Source organism: Phycicoccus sp. 3266 (assembly GCF_031456495.1).
Classification (GTDB): Bacteria; Actinomycetota; Actinomycetes; order Actinomycetales; family Dermatophilaceae; genus Pedococcus.
In genome coordinates, this window is the sequence record NZ_JAVDUW010000002.1 from 222,015 (window position 1) to 247,574 (window position 25,560).

Sequence of the window (25,560 nt, forward strand, 5' to 3'; positions counted from 1 at the left end):
ACACAATCCCCGGTGTGAACCCGTCGACCGCGCTGGCCACCGTCGTCGTCGACGAGCTGGTGCGCCAGGGCGTGCGGCACGTCGTGCTGTGCCCCGGGTCGCGGTCTGCCCCGTTCGCGTATGCCGTGCTCGCCGCCGAGCGCGCGGGTCGCCTCACGATGCACGTCCGCGTGGACGAGCGGTCCGCGGGGTTCCTCGCCGTCGGGCTGGCCAAGCTGACGCGGGTTCCGGCCGTGGTCGTCACGACGTCCGGGACCGCGGTGGCGAACCTGCACCCCGCCGTCCTCGAGGCCCACCACGGTGTGGTCCCGCTCGTGGTGCTGTCCGCCGACCGCCCCGTCGAGCTGCGCGGCACCGGCGCGAACCAGACCACGACCCAGCCGGGGATGTTCGCCGACGCCGTCCGCTGGTCCGCCGACGTCGCCGCACCGGAGGCCACCGAGGCCGACGGGGCCGTGGCGGAGGCGGTCGCCTGGCGCAGGGCGGCGCGCGAGGCCGTGGCCGCCGCGACCGGGACCCGCTCGGGCCCTCCCGGGCCCGGCGAGCCCGGTCCTGTCCACCTCAACGTCCAGCTCCGCGAACCGCTGGTGCCCACCGACGCACCCGCCTGGCCCGGCACGTGGGATCCGCTGGCCGACCCGTCGCAGGCCGACGGGGCGCCCACGGCCCCGGCCGTCGCGGCCTCCTCGACCGCCGCGGTCGCCGTCGACCCGCAGCCGGCACGCACCCTCGTTGTCGTCGGCGACCTGCCCGAGCCGGACCAGTTCGAGCGCGCGGTGCGCTGGGCGACCAGCCACGGGTGGCCCGTCCTGGCCGAGCCGTTCGGCCCGCACCCGCGGCAGGGCGTCCTGCCCCACGGCCACCTCGTCCTCGCCGACCCGGACTGGCTCGACGCCCACGCGCCCGAGCGGGTCGTCACGGTCGGGCGCCTCACGCTCTCGCGGCCCGTGTCGGCGCTGCTTCGGCGGCCGGGGACCCGGGTCGAGGCCGTCGGGACCCACGCCTGGGTGCGCTCGCGTCCGTCCGTGGCTGCCGTCCATCCCGTGGCGGTGCTGGACTCCCTCGGCGACAGCGGTGGTCCCTCCGCGGAGACGGACTGGGCCCGCGAGTGGCGCCGGGCGGGGGAGCGGGTCGCCGCCGCCCTCGATGCCACCAGTGCGGCCTGGCCCAGCGGCAGCGCGGTCGCCCGCACGGTGCTCGAGGCGCTGCCCGACGGGGCCACCCTCTTCCTCGGCTCATCGAACTCAGTCCGCGACGTCGACGTCGCCGGGGGACGCCGCGGTGGCGGACCGGTCCACGTCGTCGCGAGCAGGGGGCTGGCCGGCATCGACGGGTGCGTCTCGACCGCGTCGGGGCTGGCACTGGCCGGCGCGGCACCGGCATACGCGCTCATGGGGGACCTGACCTTCCTCCACGACGCCAACGGGGTCCTGGTCGGGCCGCTGGAGCGGCGCCCGGACCTCACCGTCGTCGTCGTCAACGACGACGGGGGCGGCATCTTCACGCTGCTCGAGCCGGGGTCGCCGCAGCTCGCCGACGACTTCGAGCGGGTCTTCGGCACGCCGACCGGGACCGACCTCGCGGCCCTGTGCGCCGCCCACGGCGTTCACCACGTGGTCGCCGGTGGGGCGGCGGAGCTGGCCGGGCTGGTGGCGGCTGAGCCGGTCGGGACGACGGTGGTCGAGGTGCGACTGGACCGGTCCCGCCACCGCGACGAGCGCGACCGCATGTCGGCCCTCGCCCGCGAGGCGCTCCGGGCCGGCTAGCGGCCGGTGAGGGCGTCGCGCATCGGGACGAGCTTGGCGTCCGACTCGGCGACCTCGGCGTCGGGGTCCGAGCCGGCGACGATGCCGCACCCGGCGAACAGCCGCATCGACGTGGTCGAGCCGGTCTCGTAGGCGCCGCTGCGCAGCGCGATCGCCCACTCGCCGTCGCCGCTGGAGTCCATCCACCCCACGGGGCCGGCGTAGCGGCCACGGTCCATGTGCTCGAGCTCGGTGATGACGGCGTCGGCGCGGTCGGAGGGCGTCCCGCAGACGGCGGCCGAGGGGTGCAGCGACGCCGCCAGCACCAGCGACGTCGAGCCGTCAGCCAGCACCCCCGCCACGTCGGTCGCGAGGTGCATGACGTTGGACAGGTGCAGGACGAACGGCGACTCGGGCACGTTCATCGACGAGCAGTGCGGGCGCAGGGCGTCGGCGACGGAGCGCACGGCGTACTCGTGCTCCTCGAGGTCCTTGCTCGACCGGGCCAACGAGCCGGCCAGCGCCAGGTCGTGCTCGTCGTCGCCGGTGCGTCGGATCGTGCCGGCCAGGACCCGCGAGGTCACGAGACCGCGCTCGAGGCGCACCAGCATCTCCGGGGACGCACCCACGAGCCCGTCGACCGCGAAGACCCACGTCGTGTCGTAGCGCTCGGCCAGCCGCTGCAGCAGCCAGCGCGCGTCGACCGGCTCGGTCGCCTGCACCCGCAGGTCGCGCGCCAGCACGACCTTGTCGAGCTCGCCGCCGGTGATCCGCCGGACCGCCTCGTCGACGGCGACCGCCCACCGGGCGGGTGACAGCGAGCCGTCGGCGAAGGTGACGCCCACGGGCTCGCCCGGCTCGCGCTGGGCACTCGGGGCGACCGGCGCCGGCAGCTCGGACGTGGTGCCGATCGTCGTCACCCACCAGCGGCCGTCGCGCGCGCCGACGACCACCTCGGGGACGACCAGGGTCGCGCCGGCAGGTGAGCCCGCGGCATACGAGATGGAGCCGAAGGTGACCGGCCCGGTGCCCGGCACCTGGACGTCGTCGCGGACGACGGCGGTGTCGACGACCTGGCGCCACCAGCGCTCGCACTCGGCGAACCGGTCCTCGCCGTGCGCCGTGAACTCCAGCGCGCGGCCCCAGCCGACCAGGCCCTCGCCGCGGCGCACCCAGCTGGTGAGCGCCCGCGGGTCGCCGAGGTCGGGGAGCAGCGAGAGCAGCGGCCCCGGGTCGTCGAGCGCGACGGTGCGCGTCACCAGGGGCGCGGGCTGGAGGCTCGCGGCCCCCGAGGGCGTGGGCAGGCTGCTCATGTCGGGGGAAAGCCTACGACCGGGGGTGGGGCCGGACGGCGACGGGACGGTGAGGCGCCGGTCACGCGCTCTGGGAGGATGGGTGCCATGACCCGCGCCAGCCTGGACAAGGACCCCCGTGACGTCGCCGCGATGTTCGACGACGTGGCCGGCAAGTACGACCTGACCAACGACGTCCTGTCGCTGGGGCAGGACCGGCTGTGGCGGCGCGCGGTGCTCAAGGCCGTGGCGGCGCAGCCGGGCGAGACCGTGCTCGACATCGCGGCCGGCACGGGCACGAGCAGCGAGCCGTTCGCCGACGCGGGTGTGCACGTGGTGCCGGCCGACTTCTCGCTGGGCATGCTGCGGGTCGGCAACCAGCGCCGGCCGGACCTCGGCTTCACGGCCGCGGACGCGATGCGGCTGCCGTTCGCCGACGACAGCTTCGACGCGGTGACGATGTCGTTCGGGCTGCGCAACGTCGCCTCGGTCGAGACGGCGCTCGCGGAGTTCCTGCGGGTGACCCGGCCGGGCGGGCGGCTGGTCGTGTGCGAGTTCAGCCACCCGACCAACGGTGCGTTCCGCAAGGTCTACACCGAGTACCTCATGCGCTCGCTGCCCCCGATCGCCCGCAAGGTGTCCTCGAACCCCGAGTCCTACGTCTACCTCGCCGAGTCGATCCAGGCGTGGCCGGCGCAGCGCGAGCTCGCCGAGGCGGTCCGCCGCGTGGGCTGGGACGGCGTCGAGTGGCGCAACCTGTCGGGTGGCATCGTCGCCCTCCACCGAGCGGTGAAGCCCACGGCCTGACCCCCGGCGCGTAGAAGTGCCCACTCTTCGTCCTGCGACGGAAGGTTCCAGCCGGTGGCGAAGAGTGGGCACTTCTACCGGCTCAGGTAAGGCTGCCCTCACTGGTGACCATCGCCGGGGAGCGGAGTAGTCTCCGCAGGAGCAGTTCGTGAAGACGTTCACAAGCGAGGCACGAGGGTGACAGAGACGACCAGCGCGGCGATTTCGGCCGCGACCCCGACGGAGACGGCGGACGTCATCGTCGTCGGCGCCGGCCCGGCGGGCTCGGCCACGGCGGCCTACCTCGCGATGGCGGGGCTCGACGTCCTCGTCCTGGAGAAGACCGCCTTCCCCCGCGAGAAGGTCTGCGGCGACGGGCTCACCCCGCGCGCGGTCAAGGAGCTCATCACCCTGGGCATCCCCACGCCCGAGGAGGACGGCTGGATCCGCAACCACGGGCTGCGGATCATCGGTGGCGGCATGCGACTGTCCCTGCCGTGGCCCGACCTCGCGAGCTTCCCGCCCTACGGCCTGGTCCGCACGCGGCAGGACTTCGACGACATCCTCGCCAAGCACGCGGTCAAGCACGGGGCCCGCCTGCGCGAGTCCACCAACGTCACCGGCCCGGTCCTCGACGACCGCGGCCGCATCGTCGGGGTCACCGCCCGCGCGACGGACGAGAAGGGCCGCTCCACCGGCCCCGAGCTGCGGTATGCCGCGCCCCTCGTCGTCGCCGCCGACGGCAACTCCTCGCGCCTGAGCCTGTCGATGGGCCGGGAGAAGCGCGAGGACCGCCCGATGGGCGTCGCCGTCCGCACGTACTACACGAGCCCTCGGCACGACGACGACTACCTCGAGTCCTGGCTCGAGCTGTGGTCGACCGACGAGCAGGGCAAGAAGGTCCTGCTGCCCGGCTACGGCTGGATCTTCGGCGTCGGCGACGGCACCTCCAACGTCGGCCTCGGCATCCTCAACACCTCCAGCGCCTTCGGCAAGACCGACTACAAGGACGTCATGCGTCGCTGGGTCGCGACCATGCCGGAGGAGTGGACCTACAACGACGAGACCATGGTCGGCCCGATCCGGGGCGCCGCGCTCCCCATGGGCTTCAACCGCCAGCCGCACTACGACAACGGCCTGCTCCTCGTCGGCGACGCCGGTGGCATGGTCAACCCGTTCAACGGCGAGGGCATCGCCTACGCGATGGAGTCCGGCCGGCTCGCCTCCGAGGTGATCGCGCAGGCGTTCGCCCGCGGCACCGACGCCCAGCGCGAGCGGGTGCTGCAGAGCTATCCCAAGGTCATGAAGGACTCGCTCGGCGGGTACTACACGCTGGGCCGCTGGTTCGCCCAGATGATCGGCAACCCCGAGGTCATGCGGCTGGCGACCAAGTACGGCCTGCCCCGCACGACGCTCATGAAGTTCCTGCTCAAGGTGATGGCCAACCTCGCCGAGCCGCACGGAGGCGACGCGAGCGACCGCCTCATCACGGCCCTGTCGAAGATGGCGCCGGACGCATGACGACCGCTGGGGGACCCGCGCGTGCATTCTCCGGGCACGCTCCTAGGATTGGGCACTGCGTGACCGTCGTCACGGCGTCCGCATGCCCCCAGGCAGACCACGACGAACGCCCCTCCGGGCGCACGAACAGAAGGGAAGTGGCACGGCGATGAGCAACCCCTACGTCCCGCTGCTGTTCCTGCTGGCGATCGGTGGGGGCTTCGCGGTCTTCTCCGTCTTCGCAGCCGCCATCTCCGGCCCCAAGCGCTACAACCGGGCCAAGCTCGACGCGTACGAGTGCGGCATCGAGCCGACGCCCCAGGCGGCCGGTGGCGGGCGCGTGCCGATCAAGTACTACCTGACGGCCATGCTGTTCATCATCTTCGACATCGAGTCGGTGTTCCTCTACCCGTTCGCGGTGGCCTTCGACAAGCTCGGCCTGTTCGCGCTCGTGGAGATGGTGCTGTTCATCCTGACCGTCTTCGTCGCGTACGCCTATGTGTGGCGCCGCGGCGGCCTGGACTGGGACTGATCCGTATGCCGTGCACTCGCCGTAGGCACGACCGCCGGACCGCGCCCGGTTCGCCCTCGAAACGAAGGATCGCCTGATGGGTGTTGAGGAGAAGCTGCCCGCCGGCTTCCTGCTGACCACGGTCGAGCAGGTCGCGGGCTACATGCGCAAGAGCTCGGTCTGGCCGGCCACCTTCGGCCTGGCCTGCTGCGCCATCGAGATGATGGCCGTCGGCACGCCCGACTACGACATCGCCCGGTTCGGCATGGAGCGGTTCTCCGCCACCCCGCGCCAGGCCGACCTCATGATCGTCGCCGGCCGCGTCAGCCAGAAGATGGCCCCCGTGGTGCGCCAGGTCTACGACCAGATGCCCGAGCCCAAGTGGGTCATCTCGATGGGCGTCTGCGCCAGCTCCGGCGGCATGTTCAACAACTACGCCATCGTGCAGGGCGTGGACCACATCGTGCCGGTGGACGTCTACCTGCCCGGCTGCCCGCCGCGCCCGGAGATGCTGCTCAACGCGATCCTGACGCTGCACGAGCAGATCCAGGGCTCCAAGCTCGGCGTCAACCGGGTCAAGGCCGCGCGCGCCGCGGAGGAGGCCGCCCTCGCGGCCACCCCGACGCACCAGATGACCGGCCTGCTCGCGCAGGGCGCCGGCAGCCGCAGCCCGCACCAGCTGCCCGTGTCGGCGGTCGGCCACACCCACACCCACGACCACGGCCACGCGCACTCGCACGACACCGCTCGTGGAGGTGTGGCCTGATGGCCGACGAGAAGGACGACGTGACGCCCGACAAGGCCGACGGCACACCCGAGAAGGACCCGACGCAGGCGACCGCGAACAGCGACGTGCTGGGCAACAAGGCCAAGGACGCCGCCGCCGACAAGGGTGAGGCCACCGAGCAGCCGGCCTCCGAGATCGCCGCCTCGACCGCCGCCACCCAGCCGGGCACGGTGGTCGACCGCGAGAAAGACCAGCGGCTCCCCGCTGCCCCCGGCACCGGCCCCGACCCGGTCGTCATCGGCGAGCGGCACGGCATGTTCGGTGCCCACGACACCGGTGACACCACGGGCTACGGCGGCATGGTCCGCCCGATCCTGTTCCCGGCCGCTGCCACCCGGCCCTACGGCAGCTACTTCGACGAGCTCGCGGACCGGCTCGAGACCGCCCTCGTCGGCGGCACCGCGTCGTACTCCGAGGCGGTCGAGCGCGTGGTCGTCGACCGCGGCGAGCTGACCCTCTTCGTGCGCCGCGAGCACCTGCCCGCCGTCGCCCGCGCGCTGCGCGACGACGCGAGCCTGCGGTTCGAGATCTGCACCGGCGTCTCCGGCGTGCACTACCCGCAGGAGGAGGGCCGCGAGCTGCACGCGGTCTACCACTTCCTGTCGATCACCCACGGCGGCCGCCGGGTCCGGGTCGAGGTGACCTGCCCCGACGCCGACCCGCACATCCCGTCGATCGTCGAGACGTACCCGGCGAACGACTGGCACGAGCGCGAGACCTGGGACATGTTCGGCATCCAGTTCGACGGCCACCCCTCGCTCACTCGCATCCTCATGCCCGACGACTGGCCGGGCCACCCGCAGCGGAAGGACTACCCCCTCGGCGGCATCCCCGTCGAGTACAAGGGCGCCACCGTCCCGCCGCCGGACCAGCGGAGGTCTTACAGCTGATGACCACGACCCACGACGACATCTACGCGACCTCCGGGGCCGACGCGGCCGCTGCCGAGGGCGCGCACGTGTTCAACGCGAGCGGCGGTGACTGGGACCAGCTCGTCGACGAGGCAGCAGCACTCCACGAGGAGCGCATCGTCGTCAACATGGGCCCCCAGCACCCGTCGACCCACGGCGTGCTCCGGCTCATCCTCGAGCTCGACGGCGAGACGGTGACCGAGACCCGGGCGGGCATCGGCTACCTGCACACCGGCATCGAGAAGAACATGGAGTTCCGCACCTGGACGCAGGGCACCACGTTCTGCACCCGGATGGACTACCTCACGCCGCTGTTCAACGAGACGGCCTACTGCCTGTCGGTGGAGAAGCTGCTCGGCATCACCGAGCAGATCCCCGAGCGCGCCAGCGTCATCCGCGTGCTCATGATGGAGCTCAACCGCATCACCTCCCACCTCGTGGCGCTGGCCACCGGTGGCATGGAGATGGGCGCGACGACCGTCATGACGGTCGGCTTCCGCGAGCGCGAGCGCATCCTGTCGATCTTCGAGATGGTCACCGGCCTGCGGATGAACCACGCGTTCGTCCGTCCCGGCGGCGTCGCGCAGGACCTGCCCCCGGGCGCCATCGACAAGGTCCGCGACACCATCCCGCTGGTGCGCAAGGGCCTCGGCGAGCTCGAGCTGCTGCTCAACGAGAACCCGATCCTCAAGGGCCGCACCGTCGACGTCGGCTACCTCGACCTCGCCGGCTGCATGGCCCTGGGCATCACCGGCCCGATCCTGCGCTCGACCGGCCTGCCGCACGACCTGCGCAAGCTGGACCCTTACTGCGGCTACGAGACCTACGACTTCGAGGTCATCACCCGCACCGAGGCCGACGCCTACGCCCGCCTGCGGATCCGCATCGACGAGATGTACGAGTCGCTCAAGATCGCCGAGCAGGCCATCGACCGCCTCGCCTCGACGGCAGGGCCGGTCATGGTCGCGGACAAGAAGATCGCCTGGCCGGCGCAGCTGGCCATCGGCGGTGACGGCATGGGCAACAGCCTGGACCACATCCGCGAGATCATGGGCACCTCGATGGAGTCGCTCATCCACCACTTCAAGCTGGTGACCGAGGGCTTCCGCGTCCCGCCCGGCCAGGCGTACGCCGCGGTCGAGTCGCCCAAGGGCGAGCTGGGCTGCCACACGGTCTCCGACGGGGGTACGCGGCCCTACCGCGCGCACTTCCGGGACCCCTCGTTCAACAACCTGCAGGCCACGGCCGTGATGTGCGAGGGCAGCCAGGTTGCCGACGTCATCGTCGCCGTCGCCTCGATCGACCCCGTCATGGGAGGCGTGGACCGCTGATGAGCGGAGACAACTTCGGGATGCAGACCGCGGCCGGCCACCTCACGGTGCCCGCCGAGTCCAAGGAGCCGTATGCCGCGGACGTCCTCGCGCAGCTCCACGAGGACGCCGCGCAGGTCGTCGCCCGCTACCCCCAGAAGCGCTCGGCCCTGCTGCCGCTGCTGCACCTCGTGCAGAGCGTCGACGGCTACGTCACCGGCCGCGGCATCGACTTCTGCGCCGAGGTCCTCGACCTGACCACGGCCGAGGTCTCCGGCGTCGCGACCTTCTACACCCAGTACAAGCGCCACCCCAACGGCGAGTACACCGTCGGCGTCTGCACCAACACGCTCTGCGCGATCATGGGCGGCGACCAGATCTGGGACGAGGTCTCCGAGCACCTCGGCATCGGCCACGACGAGACGACCCCCGACGGCAAGATCACCCTCGAGCGGGTCGAGTGCAACGCGGCGTGCGACTACGCGCCGGTCGTCATGGCGAACTGGGAGTTCTTCGACAACCAGACGCCCGAGTCGACCAAGCAGCTCGTCGACGACCTGCGCGAGGGCAAGGACGTCCGGCCGACGCGTGGCCCCGCCCGCGTCTGCACCTTCAAGCAGGTCTCCCGCACGCTGGCCGGCTTCAGCGACGGTCTCGCCGACCAGGGCGTCGGCGCCGGACCCGCCTCGCTCGAGGGCCTGCGCCTGGCGAACGAGCGCGGCTGGACCGCCCCTGACGGCAAGGGTGGCGAGCAGCCCAAGGACGAGCACCAGCCGCAGGCCACCTCGAACGAGACGGCACCCGGTCGCTCGGACTCCACGGACAGCCCCGCGAACGAGCCGGACGAGAAGCCCGGTGAGGGCTCGGTCGCCCCGGCGACCCTGTTCGACGCCGACGACAAGGGCGACGGGAAGGACGCGAAGTGAGCACCACGCTGACCCCGATCCTCACGAAGTTCTGGGACGACCCCCAGTCCTGGACCCTCGCGACGTACGAGAAGCACGAGGGCTACCAGGCGCTGAAGAAGGCGCTCGGCATGAAGCCGGCCGACCTCGTCCAGATGACCAAGGACTCCGGCCTCCGTGGCCGTGGCGGCGCCGGCTTCCCCACCGGCATGAAGTGGGGCTTCCTGCCCCCGGACGACGGCGGCCCCCGCTACCTCGTCGTCAACGCCGACGAGTCCGAGCCGGGCACCTGCAAGGACATCCCGCTGATGATGGCGGCGCCGCAGTTCCTGATCGAGGGCGTGGCGATCACCTCCTTCGCGATCGGTTGCAACCACGCCTTCATCTACCTGCGCGGCGAGGTCGTGCACGTCTACCGCCGCCTGCTGCGCGCGGTGGAGGAGGCGTATGCCGCCGGCCACCTCGGCAAGAACATCCACGGCTCCGGCTTCGACCTGGACGTCACCGTGCACGCCGGTGCCGGCGCGTACATCTGCGGTGAGGAGACGGCGCTGCTCGACAGCCTCGAGGGCCGTCGCGGCCAGCCGCGCCTCAAGCCGCCGTTCCCGGCCGTCGCGGGCCTCTACGCGCGCCCGACCGTCGTCAACAACGTCGAGTCGATCGCCTCGGTCCCGCCGATCCTGCTCCACGGCGCCGACTGGTTCTCCGGCATGGGCACCGAGAAGTCGCAGGGCTTCGGCATCTTCAGCCTCTCGGGCCACGTCAAGCGCCCCGGCCAGTACGAGGCCCCGCTCGGCATCACGCTGCGCGAGCTGCTCGACATGGCCGGCGGCATGCGCGACCCCAACAAGAAGCTGAAGTTCTGGACCCCGGGTGGCTCGTCCACGCCGCTGTTCACCGACCAGCACCTCGACACCCCGCTCGACTTCGAGTCGGTGGCCGCGGCCGGGTCGATGCTCGGCACCCGCGCGCTGCAGATCTTCGACGAGACGACCTGCGTCGTGCGCGCCGTCGACCGGTGGACCGACTTCTACAAGCACGAGTCCTGCGGCAAGTGCACCCCGTGCCGTGAGGGCACCTGGTGGCTCAAGCAGATCCTCGGGCGGCTCGAGCACGGGCAGGGCTCCGAGGAGGACCTCGAGAAGCTGCTCGACATCTGTGACAACATCCTCGGTCGGTCGTTCTGCGCGCTGGGTGACGGCGCGACCAGCCCGATCACCAGCAGCATCCAGTACTTCCGCGAGGAGTACCTGCAGCACCTCGAGCTGGGCCACTGCCCGTTCGACCGTCGAGACTCGACCCTGTTCGCGAAGGATTCGGTGTCCGCATGACCGTGACCACCTCCCCGGCCGCCGGCGGGAACGCCGTCAGCAAGGGCGGCGACGCGAGCACGCCGCCGCCCGTCGACCTGGTGAACCTCACCATCGACGGCGTGGCCGTGTCCGTCCCCAAGAACACGCTGGTGATCCGTGCGGCCGAGGAGGTCGGCATCGAGATCCCGCGGTTCTGCGACCACCCGCTGCTCGAGCCGGTCGGCGCGTGCCGCCAGTGCCTCGTCGACATCGCGACGCCCGGCCCGGACGGGTCGATGCGCGCGATGCCGAAGCCGCAGGCCTCGTGCACGATCACCGTGTCCGAGGGCATGGACGTCAAGACCCAGCACACGTCCAAGGTGGCCGACAAGGCGCAGCAGGGCGTCATGGAGCTGCTGCTGGTCAACCACCCGCTCGACTGCCCCGTCTGCGACAAGGGCGGCGAGTGCCCCCTGCAGAACCAGGCGATGAGCAACGGCCGTGCGGTGTCCCGCTTCGAGGACGTCAAGCGCACCTACCCCAAGCCCATCAACATCTCCTCCCAGGTGCTGCTCGACCGCGAGCGGTGCGTCCTGTGCGCCCGCTGCACCCGCTTCTCCGACCAGATCGCCGGTGACCCGTTCATCGCCCTGGTCGAGCGCGGCGCGCTGCAGCAGGTCGGCATCTACGAGGAGAAGCCGTTCGAGTCGTACTTCTCCGGCAACACGGTCCAGATCTGCCCGGTCGGCGCGCTGACCGGTGCCGCCTACCGCTTCCGCAGCCGCCCGTTCGACCTCGTGTCCACGCAGAGCGTCTGCGAGCACTGCGCCTCCGGCTGCTCGATCCGCACCGACCACCGTCGCGGCGCCGTGCTGCGCCGGATGGCCGTCAACGACCCGGCCGTCAACGAGGAGTGGAACTGCGACAAGGGCCGCTGGGCCTTCCAGTACGCCACCACGGGTGACCGGTTCGAGTTCCCGATGGTCCGCGACGAGGACGGCGAGCTGCAGGTCGCGTCGTGGCCCGAGGCGCTCACCGCCGCGGCCCGCGGGCTCGCGGCCGCCAAGGCCGTCGGTGTCCTGACCGGTGGCCGCGTGTCCGCCGAGGACGCGTACGCCTACGGCAAGTTCGCCCGCGCGGTCCTGGCGACCAACGACGTCGACTTCCGCGCCCGGCCGCACTCGCAGGAGGAGGCCGAGTTCCTCGCCTCCACCGTGGTGGCGACCGGACCTGCTGTCGACGGGGCACAGGGTGGCGCGGTCACCTACGCCGACCTCGAGAAGGCGAAGACCGTCGTCCTCGTGGGCTTCGAGCCCGAGGAGGAGAGCCCGATCGTCTTCCTGCGGCTGCGCAAGGCGCACCGCCGGAACAAGACGGCCGTGTATGCCGTGGCGCCGTTCGCGACGCGCGGCCTGGAGAAGCTCGGCGGCACGCTGATCCCGTCCGCCCCCGGCACCGAGGCCGAGGTGCTCCGCGCCCTCGGCGACGGCGTGACGGGCGACGGCGCGGCGGCGAAGGCCGCTGCGGCGCTCGAGGGTGACGGCGTCATCGTCCTCGTCGGCGAGCGACTGGCCACCGTGCCGGGTGCGCTCTCCGCGGCCGTGGCCCTGGCGTCGTCCAGCGGCGCGCGCCTCGCGTGGGTGCCCCGTCGCGCCGGTGAGCGCGGCGCGCTCGAGGCCGGCGCGCTGCCGACCCTGCTGCCCGGCGGCCGTCCCGTCGGCGACCCCGCCGCACGCGAGCAGGTCGCCGACGTCTGGGACGTCGTGGGCCTGCCCGACCAGCCCGGTCGCGACACCGCGGGCATCCTGCGCGCGGCCACGACCGGCGAGGTCGACGCCCTGCTCGTGGGTGGTGTGGACGCGGCCGACCTGGCCGACCCGCGCAGCGAGGAGGCCCTGGCCAAGACGTTCGTCGTCTCGCTGGACTTCCGTCCGTCCTCGGTGACCGAGGTCGCCGACGTCGTGCTGCCCGTCGCGCCCCACGCCGAGAAGGGCGGCACCTTCGTGGACTGGGAGGGCCGCACCCGCCCGTTCGCGACCGCGCTCGACACCAACGCGATGTCCGACTACCGCGTCCTGGACATGCTGGCGAGCGAGATGGGCTCCTTCCTGGGCACCCGCACGCTCGCCGAGGTCCGCGCCGAGATGGCCACCCTCGGGCCGTGGGGCGGCGACCGGCTGCCGGCGCCCACCGCCGAGCCGGCCGCGGTGCCGGCCTTCGGCGAGGGCGAGGTCGTCCTGGCCAGCTGGCACCACCTGCTCGACCGCGGGTCCCTGCAGGACGGCGAGCCGTTCCTCGCCGGCACCGCCCACCGCACCCTGGCCCGCGTCTCGCCGGCCACGGCGGAGGCGTTCGGCCTGGCCGACGGCGACACTGTTCGCGTCTCCGGACCCGCCGGTGCGGTCACCGCCCCCCTGGCGGTCACCGAGGACATGGTCGACCACGTCGTGTGGCTGCCCACGAACTCCGCGGGCAGCGCCGTGCGCGCCACCCTGGCGGTGGACGCGGGGGCCGTCGTCACCCTGGCCAAGGCCGAGACCACCCTGGAGGTCACCCCGTGAGCACCGTGACGTATGCCGGCGAGGTGCTCGCCGGCGTACCGCACCTCGTGGCGCCGCTCGCCGGAGCCGCGCCGGGCGGGGACAACCCGACCGCGGACTTCAGCGACACCCCGTGGTGGCTGCACCTGGTCAAGGCGCTGTTCGTGTTCGTCTTCCTGCTGGTCAACACGCTCATCGTCATCTGGTTCGAGCGCCGCGTCATCGGCCGGATGCAGCAGCGCCCGGGCCCGAACCGCACCGGCCCCTTCGGCCTGCTGCAGACGCTGGCCGACGGCATCAAGCTGGCGCTCAAGGAGGACCTGACCCCCAAGAACGCCGACAAGCTCGTCTTCGCGCTCGCCCCGGCGATCGCGGGTGCGATGGCGTTCGTGTCCTTCGCGATCATCCCGCTGGGGCCGACGGTGTCGATGTTCGGCCACCGCACGCCGCTGCAGCTCACCGACCTGCCGGTCGCGGTGCTGCTGGTGCTCGCGGTCGCGGGCGTCGGCGTCTACGGCATCGTGCTCGCCGGCTGGTCCTCGGGCTCGACCTACCCGCTGCTCGGTGGACTGCGCTCGACCGCGCAGGTCATCTCCTACGAGATCGCGATGGGCCTGTCGCTCGTCGCCGTCTTCCTCTACAGCCGGTCGATGTCGACCTCCCAGATCGTGGCGGCCCAGTCCGACCTGTGGTTCATCATCCCGGCGTTCTTCAGCTTCTTCGTCTACGTCATCACGATGGTGGGCGAGACCAACCGACTGCCGTTCGACCTCGCCGAGGGCGAGGGCGAGCTCACCGGTGGCTTCCACACCGAGTACTCCTCGCTGAAGTTCGCGATGTTCTTCCTCGGCGAGTACGTCAACATGTTCACCGTCTCGGCCCTGGCCACGACGATGTTCCTCGGTGGCTGGCAGGCCCCTCCCGGCATCGCGGCGATCAACTCCGGCATGTTCAACCACGGCTGGTGGGGCCTGCTCTGGTTCGTCATCAAGCTCTGGCTGTTCATGTTCTTCTTCGTCTGGCTGCGCGGCTCCCTTCCGCGGGTCCGCTACGACCAGTTCATGCGGTTCGGCTGGCGGTTCCTCATCCCCGTCACCCTCGCCTGGGTCGTCGTCGTGGCCTTCATCCGCGGCAGCCAGCTCGGCTACTTCGGTGACGCGGCGTTCACGCTCGGCAACCGCAGGTTCCCGGTCTTCAGCATCGTCTTCGTCGTGGTGGTCGCCCTGGCGGCGCTGCTCGTCGTGTGGATCTGGGACAACAAGAAGATCGAGCGCGACGCGGCCCGGAACACGGCACCGCCGGAGGAGATCGACCCGTTCGCGGGTGGTTACCCGGTGCCGCCGCTGCCCGGCCAGCGCTTGCGCGAGCCCTCGCTCTCCCTGAGCGACCGGGCGTCCGACCCCACCGAGGAGGACATCCATGCCTGACCGCCCCACCGAGGAGAAGAAGGGCGGCTTCTTCGCCGACCTCTTCGCGCCCGTCGGCGGCTTCGGCGTCACGTTCGCGACGATGTTCCGCAAGCTGGAGACCGAGGAGTACCCCGAGGAGAAGCGGCCGACCCAGCCGCGGTTCCACGGGCGGCACCAGCTCAACCGCCACCCCGACGGGCTCGAGAAGTGCGTCGGCTGCGAGCTGTGCGCCTGGGCGTGCCCCGCGGACGCGATCCTCGTCGAGGGCGCGTCCAACGACGACAGCGAGGGCGGCACCGGCCGGTTCAGCCCCGGTGAGCGGTACGGCCGCGTCTACCAGATCAACTACCTGCGCTGCATCTTCTGCGGCCTGTGCATCGAGGCCTGCCCGACGCGCGCCCTGACGATGACCAACTTCTACGAGCTGGCCGACCACAACCGCGGCGACCTCATCTTCACCAAGGAGCAGCTGCTCGCGCCGCTGCAGGAGGGGATGCTGCTGCCGCCGCACCCGATGGTGGACGGGCTCGAGGAGCGCGACTACTACCAGGGCAAGGTCGCCCGCGCGACCGACGAGCAGGAGGAGTGGGTGAAGGCTCACCACGCCGAGCCCGAGGAGGGCCTGGCCCCGAGCGGTGACCCGGTGGAGGGCGTCGACGTCGTCGAGCACGGCCGCCAGGCGACCCGCGAGACCACCGAGGCGGTGCACCGATGACCGGCCTGGGCGAGCAGATCATGTTCTGGATCCTCGGCCCGATCAGCGTCCTCGCGGCCCTGGGCCTGCTCTTCGCGAAGAAGGCCGTCCACGCCGCCATCGCCATGGCGCTCGTGATGATCAACCTGGGCATCTTCTACATCGCCCAGGAGGCCGACTTCCTCGGCATCATCCAGATCTTCGTCTACACCGGCGCGGTCATGATGTTGTTCCTGTTCGTGCTCATGCTCGTGGGCGTGGACTCCTCCGACTCCCTCGTCGAGACGCTCAAGGGCCAGAAGGTCGCCTCGCTGCTGCTGGGCCTGGGCCTCGCGGTCCTGCTCTTCAGCGCCGTCGGGCGCGTGCAGTTCGGCCCGATGAAGGGCCTGTCCGAGGTCAACGCCTCCAAGGGCAACGTCTCCGGTGTGGCCGAGCTCATCTTCGGCCAGTACGTCTGGGCCTTCGAGGTCACCTCCGCGCTGCTCATCACGGCGGCCCTCGGCGCGATGGTCCTCGCCCACCGCGAGCGGATCGGCACCAAGCCGACCCAGCGCCAGCTGTCCGAGCGCCGCATCCGCGAGAACCGCAACGTCGCCGGCCTGCCGGTCCCGGGCGTCTACGCCCGGCACAACGCGGTCGACACCCCGGCGCTGCTCCCCGACGGCACCCCCAGCGAGCTGTCCGTCTCGCGCGTCCTCAACGCCCGCGAGCAGGTGGCCGTGCCCACCCGCCACGTCGACGCCGAGCACGCCATCGAGCACGAGATCGAGGAGGGCGACGCCCGATGAACCTCGTCAACTACATCTACCTCGCGACCATCCTGTTCGCGATCGGTGGTGCGACGGTGCTCATGCGCCGCAACGCCATCGTCGTGTTCATGGGTGTCGAGCTCATGCTCAACGCGACGAACCTGATGTTCGTGACGTTCGCGCGGATGCGCGGCAGCCTCGACGGGCAGGTGATCGCCCTGTTCGTCATGGTGGTCGCCGCGGCCGAGGTCGTCGTGGGGCTGGCCATCATCATGGCCATCTTCCGTGCCCGCCGGTCGGCCTCGGTCGACGACGCCAACCTGCTGAAGCTGTAGAAGGGGCCACCCGGTGACTTCCCTCGCAACCCTCGCCACCGCCGGAGGGGCCGCCTCCGCGGCCACCGGCGTCACGGCATACGCCTGGCTGCTCGTCGCGCTGCCGCTGCTCGGCGCCGCGGTCCTGCTGCTCGGCGGCCGCGCCACCGACAAGTGGGGCCCGCTGTTCGCGGTCGCCATGTCCTGGGCGGCGTTCGTCGTCGGCCTGCTCGTGTGGATCGCGATGCTCGGCCGCCACGGCGAGGCCCGGGCCGAGCACCTGCACCTGTTCACCTGGGTGCCGGCCGGGTCGTTCAACCTCGACGCCGGGATGCTGGTCGACCAGCTGTCGGTGGTGTTCGTCCTGCTCATCACCTTCGTCGGCTCGCTGATCCACGTGTACTCGCTGGGCTACATGGAGCACGACCCCGACAAGCGCCGGTTCTTCGCCTACCTCAACCTGTTCGTCGCGGCGATGCTCCTGCTCGTCCTGTCGGACTCCTACCTGCTGCTCTACGTCGGCTGGGAGGGCGTCGGCCTCGCGTCGTACCTGCTCATCGGGTTCTGGAACCACAACCCGGCGTATGCCACGGCCGCCAACAAGGCGTTCGTCGTCAACCGCGTCGGCGACTTCGGCCTCTCGGTCGCGATCATGATCATGTTCGCGGCGTTCGGGACGGTCACCTTCGCCGGTGTCGCGCAGGCGTCCGGCACGGCGGGGGAGGGCGTCCTCACCGCGATCGGCCTGATGCTGCTGCTCGGTGCCTGCGGCAAGTCGGCGCAGTTCCCGCTGCAGTCCTGGCTCGGTGACGCCATGGCCGGCCCGACGCCGGTGTCTGCGCTCATCCACGCGGCGACCATGGTCACCGCCGGCGTCTACCTGGTGGTGCGCAGCAACTTCATCTTCGACCACGCGCCGAACGCCCAGCTCGTCGTCGTCATCGTCGGCGCGATCACGCTGCTGTTCGGTGCGGTCGTCGGCTGTGCCAAGGACGACATCAAGAAGGCGCTGGCCGCCTCGACGATGAGCCAGATCGGCTACATGATGCTCGCCGCCGGCCTCGGCCCGGTCGGCTACGCGTTCGCGATCTTCCACCTGCTCACGCACGGCTTCTTCAAGGCCGGCATGTTCCTGGGGGCCGGCTCGGTCATGCACGGCATGAACGACCAGGTCGACATGCGCCGGTTCGGCAACCTGTCCGGCGCCATGAAGATCACCTGGGTGACCTTCGGCCTCGGCTGGCTGGCGATCCTCGGTGTCCCGCCGTTCTCGGGCTTCTGGTCCAAGGACAAGATCATCGAGGCCGCGTTCGTCGGCGAGGGCTGGCGGCCGTGGGTCTTCGGTGGCGCCGCGCTCATCGGCGCCGGCATCACCGCCTTCTACATGTCGCGCCTGTTCTTCATGACCTTCCACGGCAAGAAGCGCTGGACCGACGACGTCCACCCGCACGAGTCGCCGCTGACCATGACCGTGCCGATGATGGTGCTGGCCGTCGGGTCCGCCCTGCTCGGCCTCGTCCTGGCGATCGGCAACACGTTCACGCACTGGCTCGAGCCGGTCGTCGGCGCGCACGACGAGAACGAGCACGCCGTCCTGTCGGTGCCGGTCCTCATGACGCTGACGCTGCTGCTCGTCGCCGGCGGCATCGCCCTGGCGTGGATGCGCTACTGGCGTGACGAGGTCCCGCAGGTGCAGCCGACCGGCTCCCTGCTGACCCGGGCCGCCCGGCGCGACCTGTACCAGGACGACGTCAACGAGGGTGCGTTCATGCGCCCCGGCATCCACCTGACCCGCGCACTCGTCTTCGCCGACAACCGCGGCGTCGACGGTGGGGTCGGTGGCCTGGCCGCCCTGGTCGGTGGCACGTCGAGCCGCCTGCGTCGCCTCCAGAACGGTTTCGCTCGGTCCTATGCCCTGACGATGCTCGCCGGCGTCGTCGTCCTCCTCGGTGCTGTGTGGGTGATCAACTGATGTCCAACTTCCCCTGGCTGACCGTCATCGGGCTCGTCCCGCTGATCGGTGCGGTCGTCGTCGCGGCGCTGCCGGCCTCCGTGGCCGACCAGGCCAAGCGGGTGGCCCTCGGCTTCTCGCTGGTGACGCTCGTGCTGGGTGTGGCTGCCGCGCTGCAGTTCGACACCGGGTCGACCCAGCAGTTCCAGCTCTCCGAGCGGCACGAGTGGATCCCGCAGTTCGGCGTCTCCTACGCCCTCGGGGTCGACGGCCTCGCGCTCGTCATGATCCTCATGGCCCTGGTCCTGCTCCCGGTCTGCATCCTCGCCGCGTGGCACGACGTGCCCGAGGGCGGTGCGAGGGAGAAGAACTACTTCGCGCTCATGCTGTCGCTCGCCACCTTCATGGTGGGCGTCTTCGCCGCGACCGACGTGTTCCTCTTCTACGTCTTCTTCGAGGCCATGCTCATCCCGGTGTACTTCCTCATCGGGTCCTTCGGCGGCCCGCGCCGCCAGTACGCCGCCGTGAAGTTCCTGCTGTTCTCCCTCGCCGGTGGGCTCGTGATGCTCGTGGGCGTCATCGCGCTCTACCACTACGGCCCCGGCGGCTCCGACGGCTTCCTCGTCAGCAAGCTCACCGGGCTGGACCTGCCGCAGGGCGCCGAGCGCTGGATGTTCGTGGCCTTCTTCTTCGCCTTCGCGGTCAAGGCCCCGATGTGGCCGGTCCACACGTGGCTGCCCGACGCCGCCACCGAGGCCAAGCCGGCGACGGCCGTGCTCCTCGTCGGCGTGCTCGACAAGGTCGGCACCTACGGGATGATCCGGTTCTGCCTGCAGCTGTTCCCCGAGGCCTCGAAGTGGGCGACCCCGGTCGTGCTGGCGCTGGCCGTCATCTCGGTCCTCTACGGTGCGCTGCTGGCCATCGGCCAGACCGACCTCATGCGGCTGATCGCGTACACCTCGGTGAGCCACTTCGGTTTCATCGTGCTCGGCATCTTCGCGTTCACCACGACCGGTGGCGCCGGGTCGACGCTGTACATGCTCAACCACGGGTTCACGACGGCAGCGCTGTTCCTCGTCGGCGCGATGCTCGTCGCGCGCCGCGGCAGCAAGCGGATCCCTGACTTCGGCGGCTGGCAGCGGGTCACCCCCGGGCTGGCCGGCGTCTTCCTGGTGTCCGGCCTCGCGGGCCTGGCGCTGCCCGGCCTGAGCCCGTTCGTGTCCGAGATCATGGTGCTGGTCGGGACGTTCCAGCGGTACCGGTTCCCGGCCGTGGTCGCGACCGCCGGCATCGTCCTCGCGGCCCTCTACATCCTGCTCATGTACAAGCGGATGATGACCGGCCCCAAGCCGGAGCTCGATGGCGCCGCCGTCCGCGACATCACGCTGCGCGAGAAGCTCGTCGTCGCGCCGATCCTCGCGGTCCTCATCGTGCTGGGCTTCTACCCGAAGCCCGCGCTCGACCTGCTCAACCCGGCCGTGAAGACGACGCTGCACCACGTGGGCGTCTCGGACCCGGCACCCTCCTCCGCTGCTGACGGGAGCACGAAGTAATGCCCGCCATGACGGTCCTCGCCACGACGGCCCTGCCCGCCGCCTTCAAGGCCGCCGACGTGAACTACGGCGCGGTGGCGCCGATGCTCGTCGTCGTCGCCGGTGCCCTCGTCGGGGTGCTCATCGAGGCCTTCGCGCCCCGCCGCGTGCGCCACAACACCCAGGTCGCGGTCGCGCTCGTCACGCTCGTCGCGGCATTCGTCGTGCTCGTCACGGTCTCGGTGAAGAGCGACCACCAGGGCGTCACGCTGGCCCGTGCGGTCGTCATCGACGGCCCGGCCCTGTTCCTGCAGGGCGCCATCCTCGCGATGGCCGCCCTCGGGGTGCTCACGATGGCGGAGAAGTTCGGCGGCCAAGGTGCCGACGCCTTCACCCCCATGGGTGCTGCGATCCCCGGCTCGGCCCACGAGGCCGCCGCCCTGCGCGCCGGCCTCGCCACCAGCGAGGTCTTCCCGCTGACGCTCTTCGCCGTCGTGGGCATGATGCTCTTCCCGGCTGCCGGCGACCTGCTGACGATGTTCATCGCGCTCGAGGTGCTCTCGCTCCCGCTGTACCTCATGTGCGGCCTGGCCCGTCGTCGCCGCCTGCTGTCGCAGGAGGCCGCGCTCAAGTACTTCCTGCTCGGCGCGTTCAGCTCGGCGTTCTTCCTCTTCGGGTCGGCGCTGCTCTACGGGTATGCCGGGTCGGTCTACCTCAGCGACATCGCCGCCGCGGTCACGGCCGCCAACGGCCAGATGGAGGGGCTGCTGCTCCCGGGCGTCCTGCTCGTGCTGATCGGCCTGCTGTTCAAGGTCGGCGCCGTGCCCTTCCACTCCTGGACCCCGGACGTCTACCAGGGTGCGCCCACCCCGGTCACCGGCTTCATGGCCGCGTGCACCAAGGTCGCGGCGTTCGGCGCGATCCTGCGGTTCGCCTACGTCGCCGCCGAGGGCAACCGCTGGGACTGGCGCGGTGGGGTCATCGCCGTCGCCGCCCTGACCATGGTCGTCGGCGCGGTCCTGTCCGTCACCCAGACCGACGTCAAGCGGCTGCTCGCGTACTCCTCGATCGCCCACGCCGGGTTCATCCTCGTGGCGGTGCTGGCCTTCGACAAGACCGGTGTCAGCGGCACGCTGTTCTACCTGGTCGCCTACGGCTTCATGACGATCGCCGGATTCGCGGTGGTCTCGATGGTCCGCCAGGGCGGGTCCGAGGCGTCGCACCTGTCGCAGTGGGCCGGCCTGGGCCGTCGCCACCCGGTGGTCGCGGGCGTGTTCGCGTTCCTGCTGCTGGCCTTCGCCGGCATCCCGCTGACGTCGGGCTTCGCCGCCAAGTACGCCGCGTTCTCCCCGGCCGTGTCGTTCGGCGGGACCTCGGGCGTCGCCCTGGTCGTCATCGGTGTCATCGCCTCGGTGGTCACCGCGTTCGTCTACGTGCGGCTGATCGTCCTCATGTACTTCACCGAGCCGCCGGCCGGTGAGCCCGTGGTGGCCGAGACCGCCTCGCCGTTCCTCACCGTCGCGATCACCGTCGGCACGCTCGTCACGCTGGCGCTCGGCATCCTGCCGACGTACGTGCTCGACTTGGCCGACCGGTCCTCGCAGTTCCTGTTGAAGTGACACGGGCTGTTGAAGTGACACGGGCTGTTGACGTGACCCGGTCCGCTGGGGTGACGGAGCCCGTGGCGTCGGGCGGGGCGGTGCCCGGGCTCTCGCTGCCGACCGTGCCGGACGACCTGTCCGACGAGCTCCAGCGCGGGCTCGCCGAGGTCGACGCCCTGCTGCGGCGCGAGGTCGACCACGACGACCCGTTCATCGCGGGCGCGAACAGCCACCTCATCGAGGCGGGCGGCAAGCGGTTCCGGCCGCTGCTGACCCTGCTCGCGGCACAGCTGGGCACCGGCACGAACCCCGACGTCGTGGCCGCGGCTGCCGGCGTCGAGCTCACGCACGTGGCCTCGCTGTGCCACGACGACGTCATGGACGAGGCCGACGTGCGTCGCGGTGCCCCGAGCGCGAACGCCCGCTACGGCAACTCGACCGCGATCCTCGTCGGCGACCTGCTCTTCGGCACTGCGTCCTCGATCATCGCCGACCTCGGCGCCGAGGCGGTCAAGATCCAGGCCGAGACGTTCGTGCGGCTGTGCGCGGGCCAGATCCGCGACACCCGGCACGCGCCCGAGGGCAGCGACCCGGTCGAGTACTACCTGGGCGTGCTGGCCGACAAGACCGGCGTCCTCATCGCCACGGCGGCCCGCTACGGGGCGATGTTCTCCGGCTGCGACGCGGAGACCGTCGAGGTGATGCGCGAGTTCGGCGAGCGGATCGGCATGGCCTTCCAGCTGGCCGACGACCTCATCGACGTGTCGTCCGACGAGGCCGAGCTGGGCAAGACCCCCGGCACCGACCTGCGCGAGGGCAAGCGCACCCTGCCGGTCCTCTACGCCCTGGCCTCGGACGACCCGGCCGACGCGCGCCTGCAGGAGCTGCTGCAGCGCGACCTGCGCGAGGACGAGGACGCCCTCGCCGAGGCGCTGGGCCTGCTGCGCGGCAACGCCGCCATGGACCGGGCGCGCGAGCACACCGCTGCCGTCGCCCGCCGCGCCCAGGAGGTCCTCGAGCCGCTGCCCGAGGGTGCCGCCAAGGACGCGCTGCACGCCCTGGCGACCAGCGTCGTCACCCGCGTCGGCTGACCCACCCCAGGCGCACGCGGCATACCGGCCCGCGGCTCCTGAACCGCAACACGGCGGTTGCTGGCACGAAACGGAAGTTCCGCAGCCCCGTTTCGTGCGCGCAACTGCCGTTTTGCGCGTGCCGGGGCCGTTGAGGAAGAGGCGTGGGTATCGTCGCGCCTGTGACCTCCGACGTCGACCGCTGGGACGCCGCCACCGCCGACCTGCAGCCGCCACTGGCCGTCGTCGACCTCGACGCGTTCGACGCCAACGCGGCCGACCTGGTCCGCCGGGCCGGTGGCACCCCGATCCGGGTCGCCTCCAAGTCCGTGCGCTGCCGCAGCCTGGTCGAGCGCGTGCTCGGGATGGAGGGCTTCCACGGCGTGATGGCGTATGCCGTGGGGGAGGCGGCGTGGCTGGTCGCCGAGGGCCTCGACGACGTGTTCGTGGCGTACCCCAGCGTCGACCGCCCCGCCATCGCCGCGGTGGCGGCGGACGAGCGCCTGGCGGCCCAGGTGACCCTGACCGTCGACAGCGCCGAGCACGTGGACCTGCTCGCCTCGGTGGACCGGCCGCACGGGCTGCGCGTGGCGGTCGACGTCGACTCCTCGCTGCGCCTGGGCCGCGTGCACCTGGGTGTGCGCCGGTCACCGGTCCGCACCCCCGAGGACGCGGTGGCGGTGGCCCGGGCGGCGCAGGCGGCGGGGCTGCGGGTGGTCGGGACGATGTTCTACGACGCGCAGATCGCCGGTCTCCCCGACTCCTCCCCGGCTGTCCGGGTGGTGAAGCGGAGGTCGGCGGCGAGCCTGCTCGAGCGCCGGGCCGCGGTCGTCGCGGCCCTGCGCGAGGTGGCCGACCTCGAGTTCGTCAACGCCGGCGGCACGGGATCGCTGCACGTGACCGGTCGCGACCCCGTCGTCACCGAGCTCGCCGCCGGGTCTGGTCTCTACGGGCCGACGCTGTTCGACGGGTACGACGACTTCTCGCCGCGGCCCGCCGCGGCCTACGCGCTCTCGGTGGTGCGGCGCCCCGGCCCCGGCTTCGCGACGGCGTTCGGGGGTGGCTACGTCGCCTCGGGTCCCGCGAGCCGGTCGCGGCTCCCGCGGCCGTACGGTCGCTCAAGCGTGGGGCTGGTGCGTCGCGAAGGGGTTGGCGAGGTGCAGACACCGTTGCAGGGCAACGGAACCCACGACCTCCGAGTGGGCGACCGGGTCTGGTTCCGCCACGCGAAGGCCGGTGAGATGTGCGAGCGGTTCGAGCGCCTGCACCTCGTCCGAGGACGGGAGCTCGCCGACACCGTGCCGACCTACCGTGGCGAGGGGAGGAGCTTCGGATGACGGCGCGGCCGGTGACGTCGCCGGGGCCGTGGACCAACTGGGCGGGCAACCAGACCTGCCACCCGGCTGAGGTGGCGACCCCGCGCAGCACCGAGGAGGTGGCCGCGACCGTGCGCGACGCGGTGCAGCGGGGACTCGGCGTCAAGCCCGTCGGCACCGGGCACTCGTTCACCGCCATTGCCACCACCGACGGGGTGCAGCTGCGGCTCGACGGCCTCCGCGGCGTCCTGCACGCCGACGCGGTCACCGGTCGGGTCCGCGTCCTCGGGGGTACGCCGCTGCACGTCCTCAACCCGGCCCTGCAGGCCCTGGGGCTCGCGCTGCCCAACCTGGGCGACATCGACCAACAGACCATCAGCGGGGCCATCTCCACCGGCACGCACGGCACGGGACTGCGGTTCCAGGGCATCGCGTCGGCGGTGCGGGGACTCACGCTCGTCCTCGCCGACGGGTCCGTGCTGACCTGCTCGCAGGAGGTCGAGCCCGAGGTGTTCCAGGCGGCCCGGGTCGGGCTCGGCGCGCTCGGGGTGGTCACCGAGGTCGAGCTGCAGTGCGTCCCGGGGTTCCGGCTGCACGCGCGCGAGTTCGGCGCCGACCTGCACGATGTCCTCGACCGACTCGACGACGACCTGGCCGCCCACGACCACGTCGACATGCACTGGTTCCCGCTCACCGACCGGGTCCTCGTCAAGCACAACGACCGGGTCGGGGCCGATGCCCCGGGCGACCCGCTCCCCGCGTGGCGGGCCTGGCTCGACGACGACTTCCTCTCCAACCGGCTCTACGAGGTGACGAACCGGGCGGCGACGCGCCTCCCCCGGATCGTCCCGAGCCTCAACACGGTCAGCGCCCGGCTGCTCGGCGCGCGGGAGTACACCGACGACTCGTGGCGCGTGTTCGTCGCCGAGCGCGCGGTGCGCTTCCGCGAGAGCGAGTACGCCGTTCCGAGGGCCCACGCCCGCGACGTGGTCCTGGCCGTCCGCGAATGGCTCGAGCGGTACCGGCCGCCGCTGACCTTCCCGCTGGAGCTGCGGTTCACCGGGGCCGACGACGTCTGGCTGTCGACGGGGTACGAGCGGGAGAACGCGTACATCGCCATGCACCAGTACCACCGCATGGACGACGCGGGCGCGTTCGCGGCCTTCGAGGAGATCGTGGCCGAGCACGACGGACGCCCGCACTGGGGCAAGCTGCACACCCTCGACGCCGAGCGGCTGCAGGTCCTGTACCCCCGGTTCGACGACTTCCGCGCGGTGCGCGACCGCCTCGACCCCGGTCGCGTGTTCGCCAACGACTACCTGCGCCGCGTCCTCGGCGACTGAGC

General features: G+C 71.6%; 20 protein-coding genes and 1 pseudogene. 20 read left to right on the top strand and 1 reads right to left on the bottom strand.

Going from position 1 to position 25,560, the window contains the following annotated elements; all coding sequences use genetic code 11:
• The first annotated feature begins 14 nt into the window (after positions 1 to 14).
• On the top strand, positions 15 to 1,766 hold the full coding sequence (menD, locus tag J2X64_RS10860; protein ID WP_310153784.1) for a 2-succinyl-5-enolpyruvyl-6-hydroxy-3-cyclohexene-1-carboxylic-acid synthase: 1,752 nt from the start codon (positions 15 to 17) through the stop codon (positions 1,764 to 1,766).
• Here menD and J2X64_RS10865 read toward each other — a convergent pair.
• Positions 1,763 to 3,058 (bottom strand): isochorismate synthase, encoded by a 1,296-nt coding sequence (locus J2X64_RS10865; RefSeq protein ID WP_310153786.1) that lies wholly within the window; start codon positions 3,056 to 3,058, stop codon positions 1,763 to 1,765. The two genes, menD and J2X64_RS10865, sit on opposite strands and share 4 nt — an antisense overlap.
• Positions 3,059 to 3,145: 87 nt before the next feature.
• On the opposite strand from J2X64_RS10865, the gene J2X64_RS10870 reads away from it, so the two are divergent.
• The 19 genes and pseudogenes from J2X64_RS10870 to J2X64_RS10960 all read left to right on the top strand — a co-directional run bounded on the left by J2X64_RS10870 (position 3,146) and on the right by J2X64_RS10960 (position 25,558).
• A complete protein-coding gene (locus tag J2X64_RS10870) occupies positions 3,146 to 3,844 on the top strand; it encodes a demethylmenaquinone methyltransferase (protein ID WP_310153789.1) in 699 nt (232 codons plus the stop codon).
• 177 nt (positions 3,845 to 4,021) lie between these two features.
• A complete protein-coding gene (locus J2X64_RS10875) occupies positions 4,022 to 5,344 on the top strand; it encodes a geranylgeranyl reductase family protein (protein WP_310153792.1) in 1,323 nt (440 codons plus the stop codon).
• Positions 5,345 to 5,492: 148 nt separating this feature from the next.
• Positions 5,493 to 5,855, top strand: a complete 363-nt coding sequence (locus tag J2X64_RS10880) for an NADH-quinone oxidoreductase subunit A (protein ID WP_310153794.1) — start codon at positions 5,493 to 5,495, stop codon at positions 5,853 to 5,855.
• 76 nt (positions 5,856 to 5,931) lie between these two features.
• A pseudogene (locus J2X64_RS10885) lies at positions 5,932 to 6,480 on the top strand (NuoB/complex I 20 kDa subunit family protein); the annotation flags it as partial.
• Between the two features lie 119 nt (positions 6,481 to 6,599).
• Positions 6,600 to 7,511, top strand: coding sequence for an NADH-quinone oxidoreductase subunit C (locus J2X64_RS10890; RefSeq protein ID WP_310153797.1), 912 nt, complete (start codon positions 6,600 to 6,602; stop codon positions 7,509 to 7,511).
• On the top strand, positions 7,511 to 8,863 hold the full coding sequence (locus J2X64_RS10895) for an NADH-quinone oxidoreductase subunit D (protein WP_310153800.1): 1,353 nt from the start codon (positions 7,511 to 7,513) through the stop codon (positions 8,861 to 8,863). The genes J2X64_RS10890 and J2X64_RS10895 overlap by 1 nt, the downstream gene beginning before the upstream one ends.
• A complete protein-coding gene (gene nuoE, locus J2X64_RS10900; RefSeq protein WP_397444043.1) occupies positions 8,863 to 9,768 on the top strand; it encodes an NADH-quinone oxidoreductase subunit NuoE in 906 nt (301 codons plus the stop codon). The genes J2X64_RS10895 and nuoE overlap by 1 nt, the downstream gene beginning before the upstream one ends.
• Positions 9,765 to 11,078: an NADH-quinone oxidoreductase subunit NuoF gene (gene nuoF, locus J2X64_RS10905; protein WP_310153802.1), complete on the top strand. Its 1,314-nt coding sequence runs from the start codon at positions 9,765 to 9,767 to the stop codon at positions 11,076 to 11,078. Before nuoE ends, nuoF begins: the two co-directional genes overlap by 4 nt.
• The gene (locus tag J2X64_RS10910; protein WP_310153804.1) at positions 11,075 to 13,600 is read left to right on the top strand and encodes an NADH-quinone oxidoreductase subunit G; all 2,526 of its coding nucleotides are present in this window, start codon (positions 11,075 to 11,077) and stop codon (positions 13,598 to 13,600) included. Before nuoF ends, J2X64_RS10910 begins: the two co-directional genes overlap by 4 nt.
• Positions 13,601 to 13,647: 47 nt before the next feature.
• Positions 13,648 to 15,006: an NADH-quinone oxidoreductase subunit NuoH gene (nuoH, locus tag J2X64_RS10915; protein ID WP_310155847.1), complete on the top strand. Its 1,359-nt coding sequence runs from the start codon at positions 13,648 to 13,650 to the stop codon at positions 15,004 to 15,006.
• Positions 14,999 to 15,703 carry an NADH-quinone oxidoreductase subunit NuoI gene (gene nuoI / locus J2X64_RS10920; RefSeq protein ID WP_310153807.1) on the top strand — a complete coding sequence of 235 codons (705 nt, stop codon included), beginning with the start codon at positions 14,999 to 15,001 and terminating at the stop codon, positions 15,701 to 15,703. Before nuoH ends, nuoI begins: the two co-directional genes overlap by 8 nt.
• Positions 15,700 to 16,470, top strand: a complete 771-nt coding sequence (locus J2X64_RS10925) for an NADH-quinone oxidoreductase subunit J (protein WP_310153810.1) — start codon at positions 15,700 to 15,702, stop codon at positions 16,468 to 16,470. The genes nuoI and J2X64_RS10925 overlap by 4 nt, the downstream gene beginning before the upstream one ends.
• Positions 16,467 to 16,766, top strand: coding sequence for an NADH-quinone oxidoreductase subunit NuoK (nuoK, locus tag J2X64_RS10930; protein WP_310153813.1), 300 nt, complete (start codon positions 16,467 to 16,469; stop codon positions 16,764 to 16,766). Before J2X64_RS10925 ends, nuoK begins: the two co-directional genes overlap by 4 nt.
• Before the next feature lie 13 nt (positions 16,767 to 16,779).
• Entirely contained in the window at positions 16,780 to 18,717 is a 1,938-nt protein-coding gene (nuoL, locus tag J2X64_RS10935) for an NADH-quinone oxidoreductase subunit L (RefSeq protein WP_310153816.1), read from the top strand.
• Positions 18,717 to 20,249, top strand: a complete 1,533-nt coding sequence (locus J2X64_RS10940; protein WP_310153818.1) for an NADH-quinone oxidoreductase subunit M — start codon at positions 18,717 to 18,719, stop codon at positions 20,247 to 20,249. Before nuoL ends, J2X64_RS10940 begins: the two co-directional genes overlap by 1 nt.
• An 8-nt stretch (positions 20,250 to 20,257) precedes the next feature.
• On the top strand, positions 20,258 to 21,847 hold the full coding sequence (gene nuoN / locus J2X64_RS10945) for an NADH-quinone oxidoreductase subunit NuoN (RefSeq protein WP_397444062.1): 1,590 nt from the start codon (positions 20,258 to 20,260) through the stop codon (positions 21,845 to 21,847).
• A gap of 32 nt (positions 21,848 to 21,879) precedes the next feature.
• On the top strand, positions 21,880 to 22,920 hold the full coding sequence (locus J2X64_RS10950; protein WP_397444044.1) for a polyprenyl synthetase family protein: 1,041 nt from the start codon (positions 21,880 to 21,882) through the stop codon (positions 22,918 to 22,920).
• Positions 22,921 to 23,081: 161 nt separating this feature from the next.
• Positions 23,082 to 24,236 (top strand): amino acid deaminase/aldolase, encoded by a 1,155-nt coding sequence (locus tag J2X64_RS10955; protein WP_310153823.1) that lies wholly within the window; start codon positions 23,082 to 23,084, stop codon positions 24,234 to 24,236.
• Positions 24,233 to 25,558, top strand: a complete 1,326-nt coding sequence (locus tag J2X64_RS10960; protein ID WP_310153827.1) for a D-arabinono-1,4-lactone oxidase — start codon at positions 24,233 to 24,235, stop codon at positions 25,556 to 25,558. The genes J2X64_RS10955 and J2X64_RS10960 overlap by 4 nt, the downstream gene beginning before the upstream one ends.
• The last annotated feature ends 2 nt before the right edge of the window (positions 25,559 to 25,560 follow it).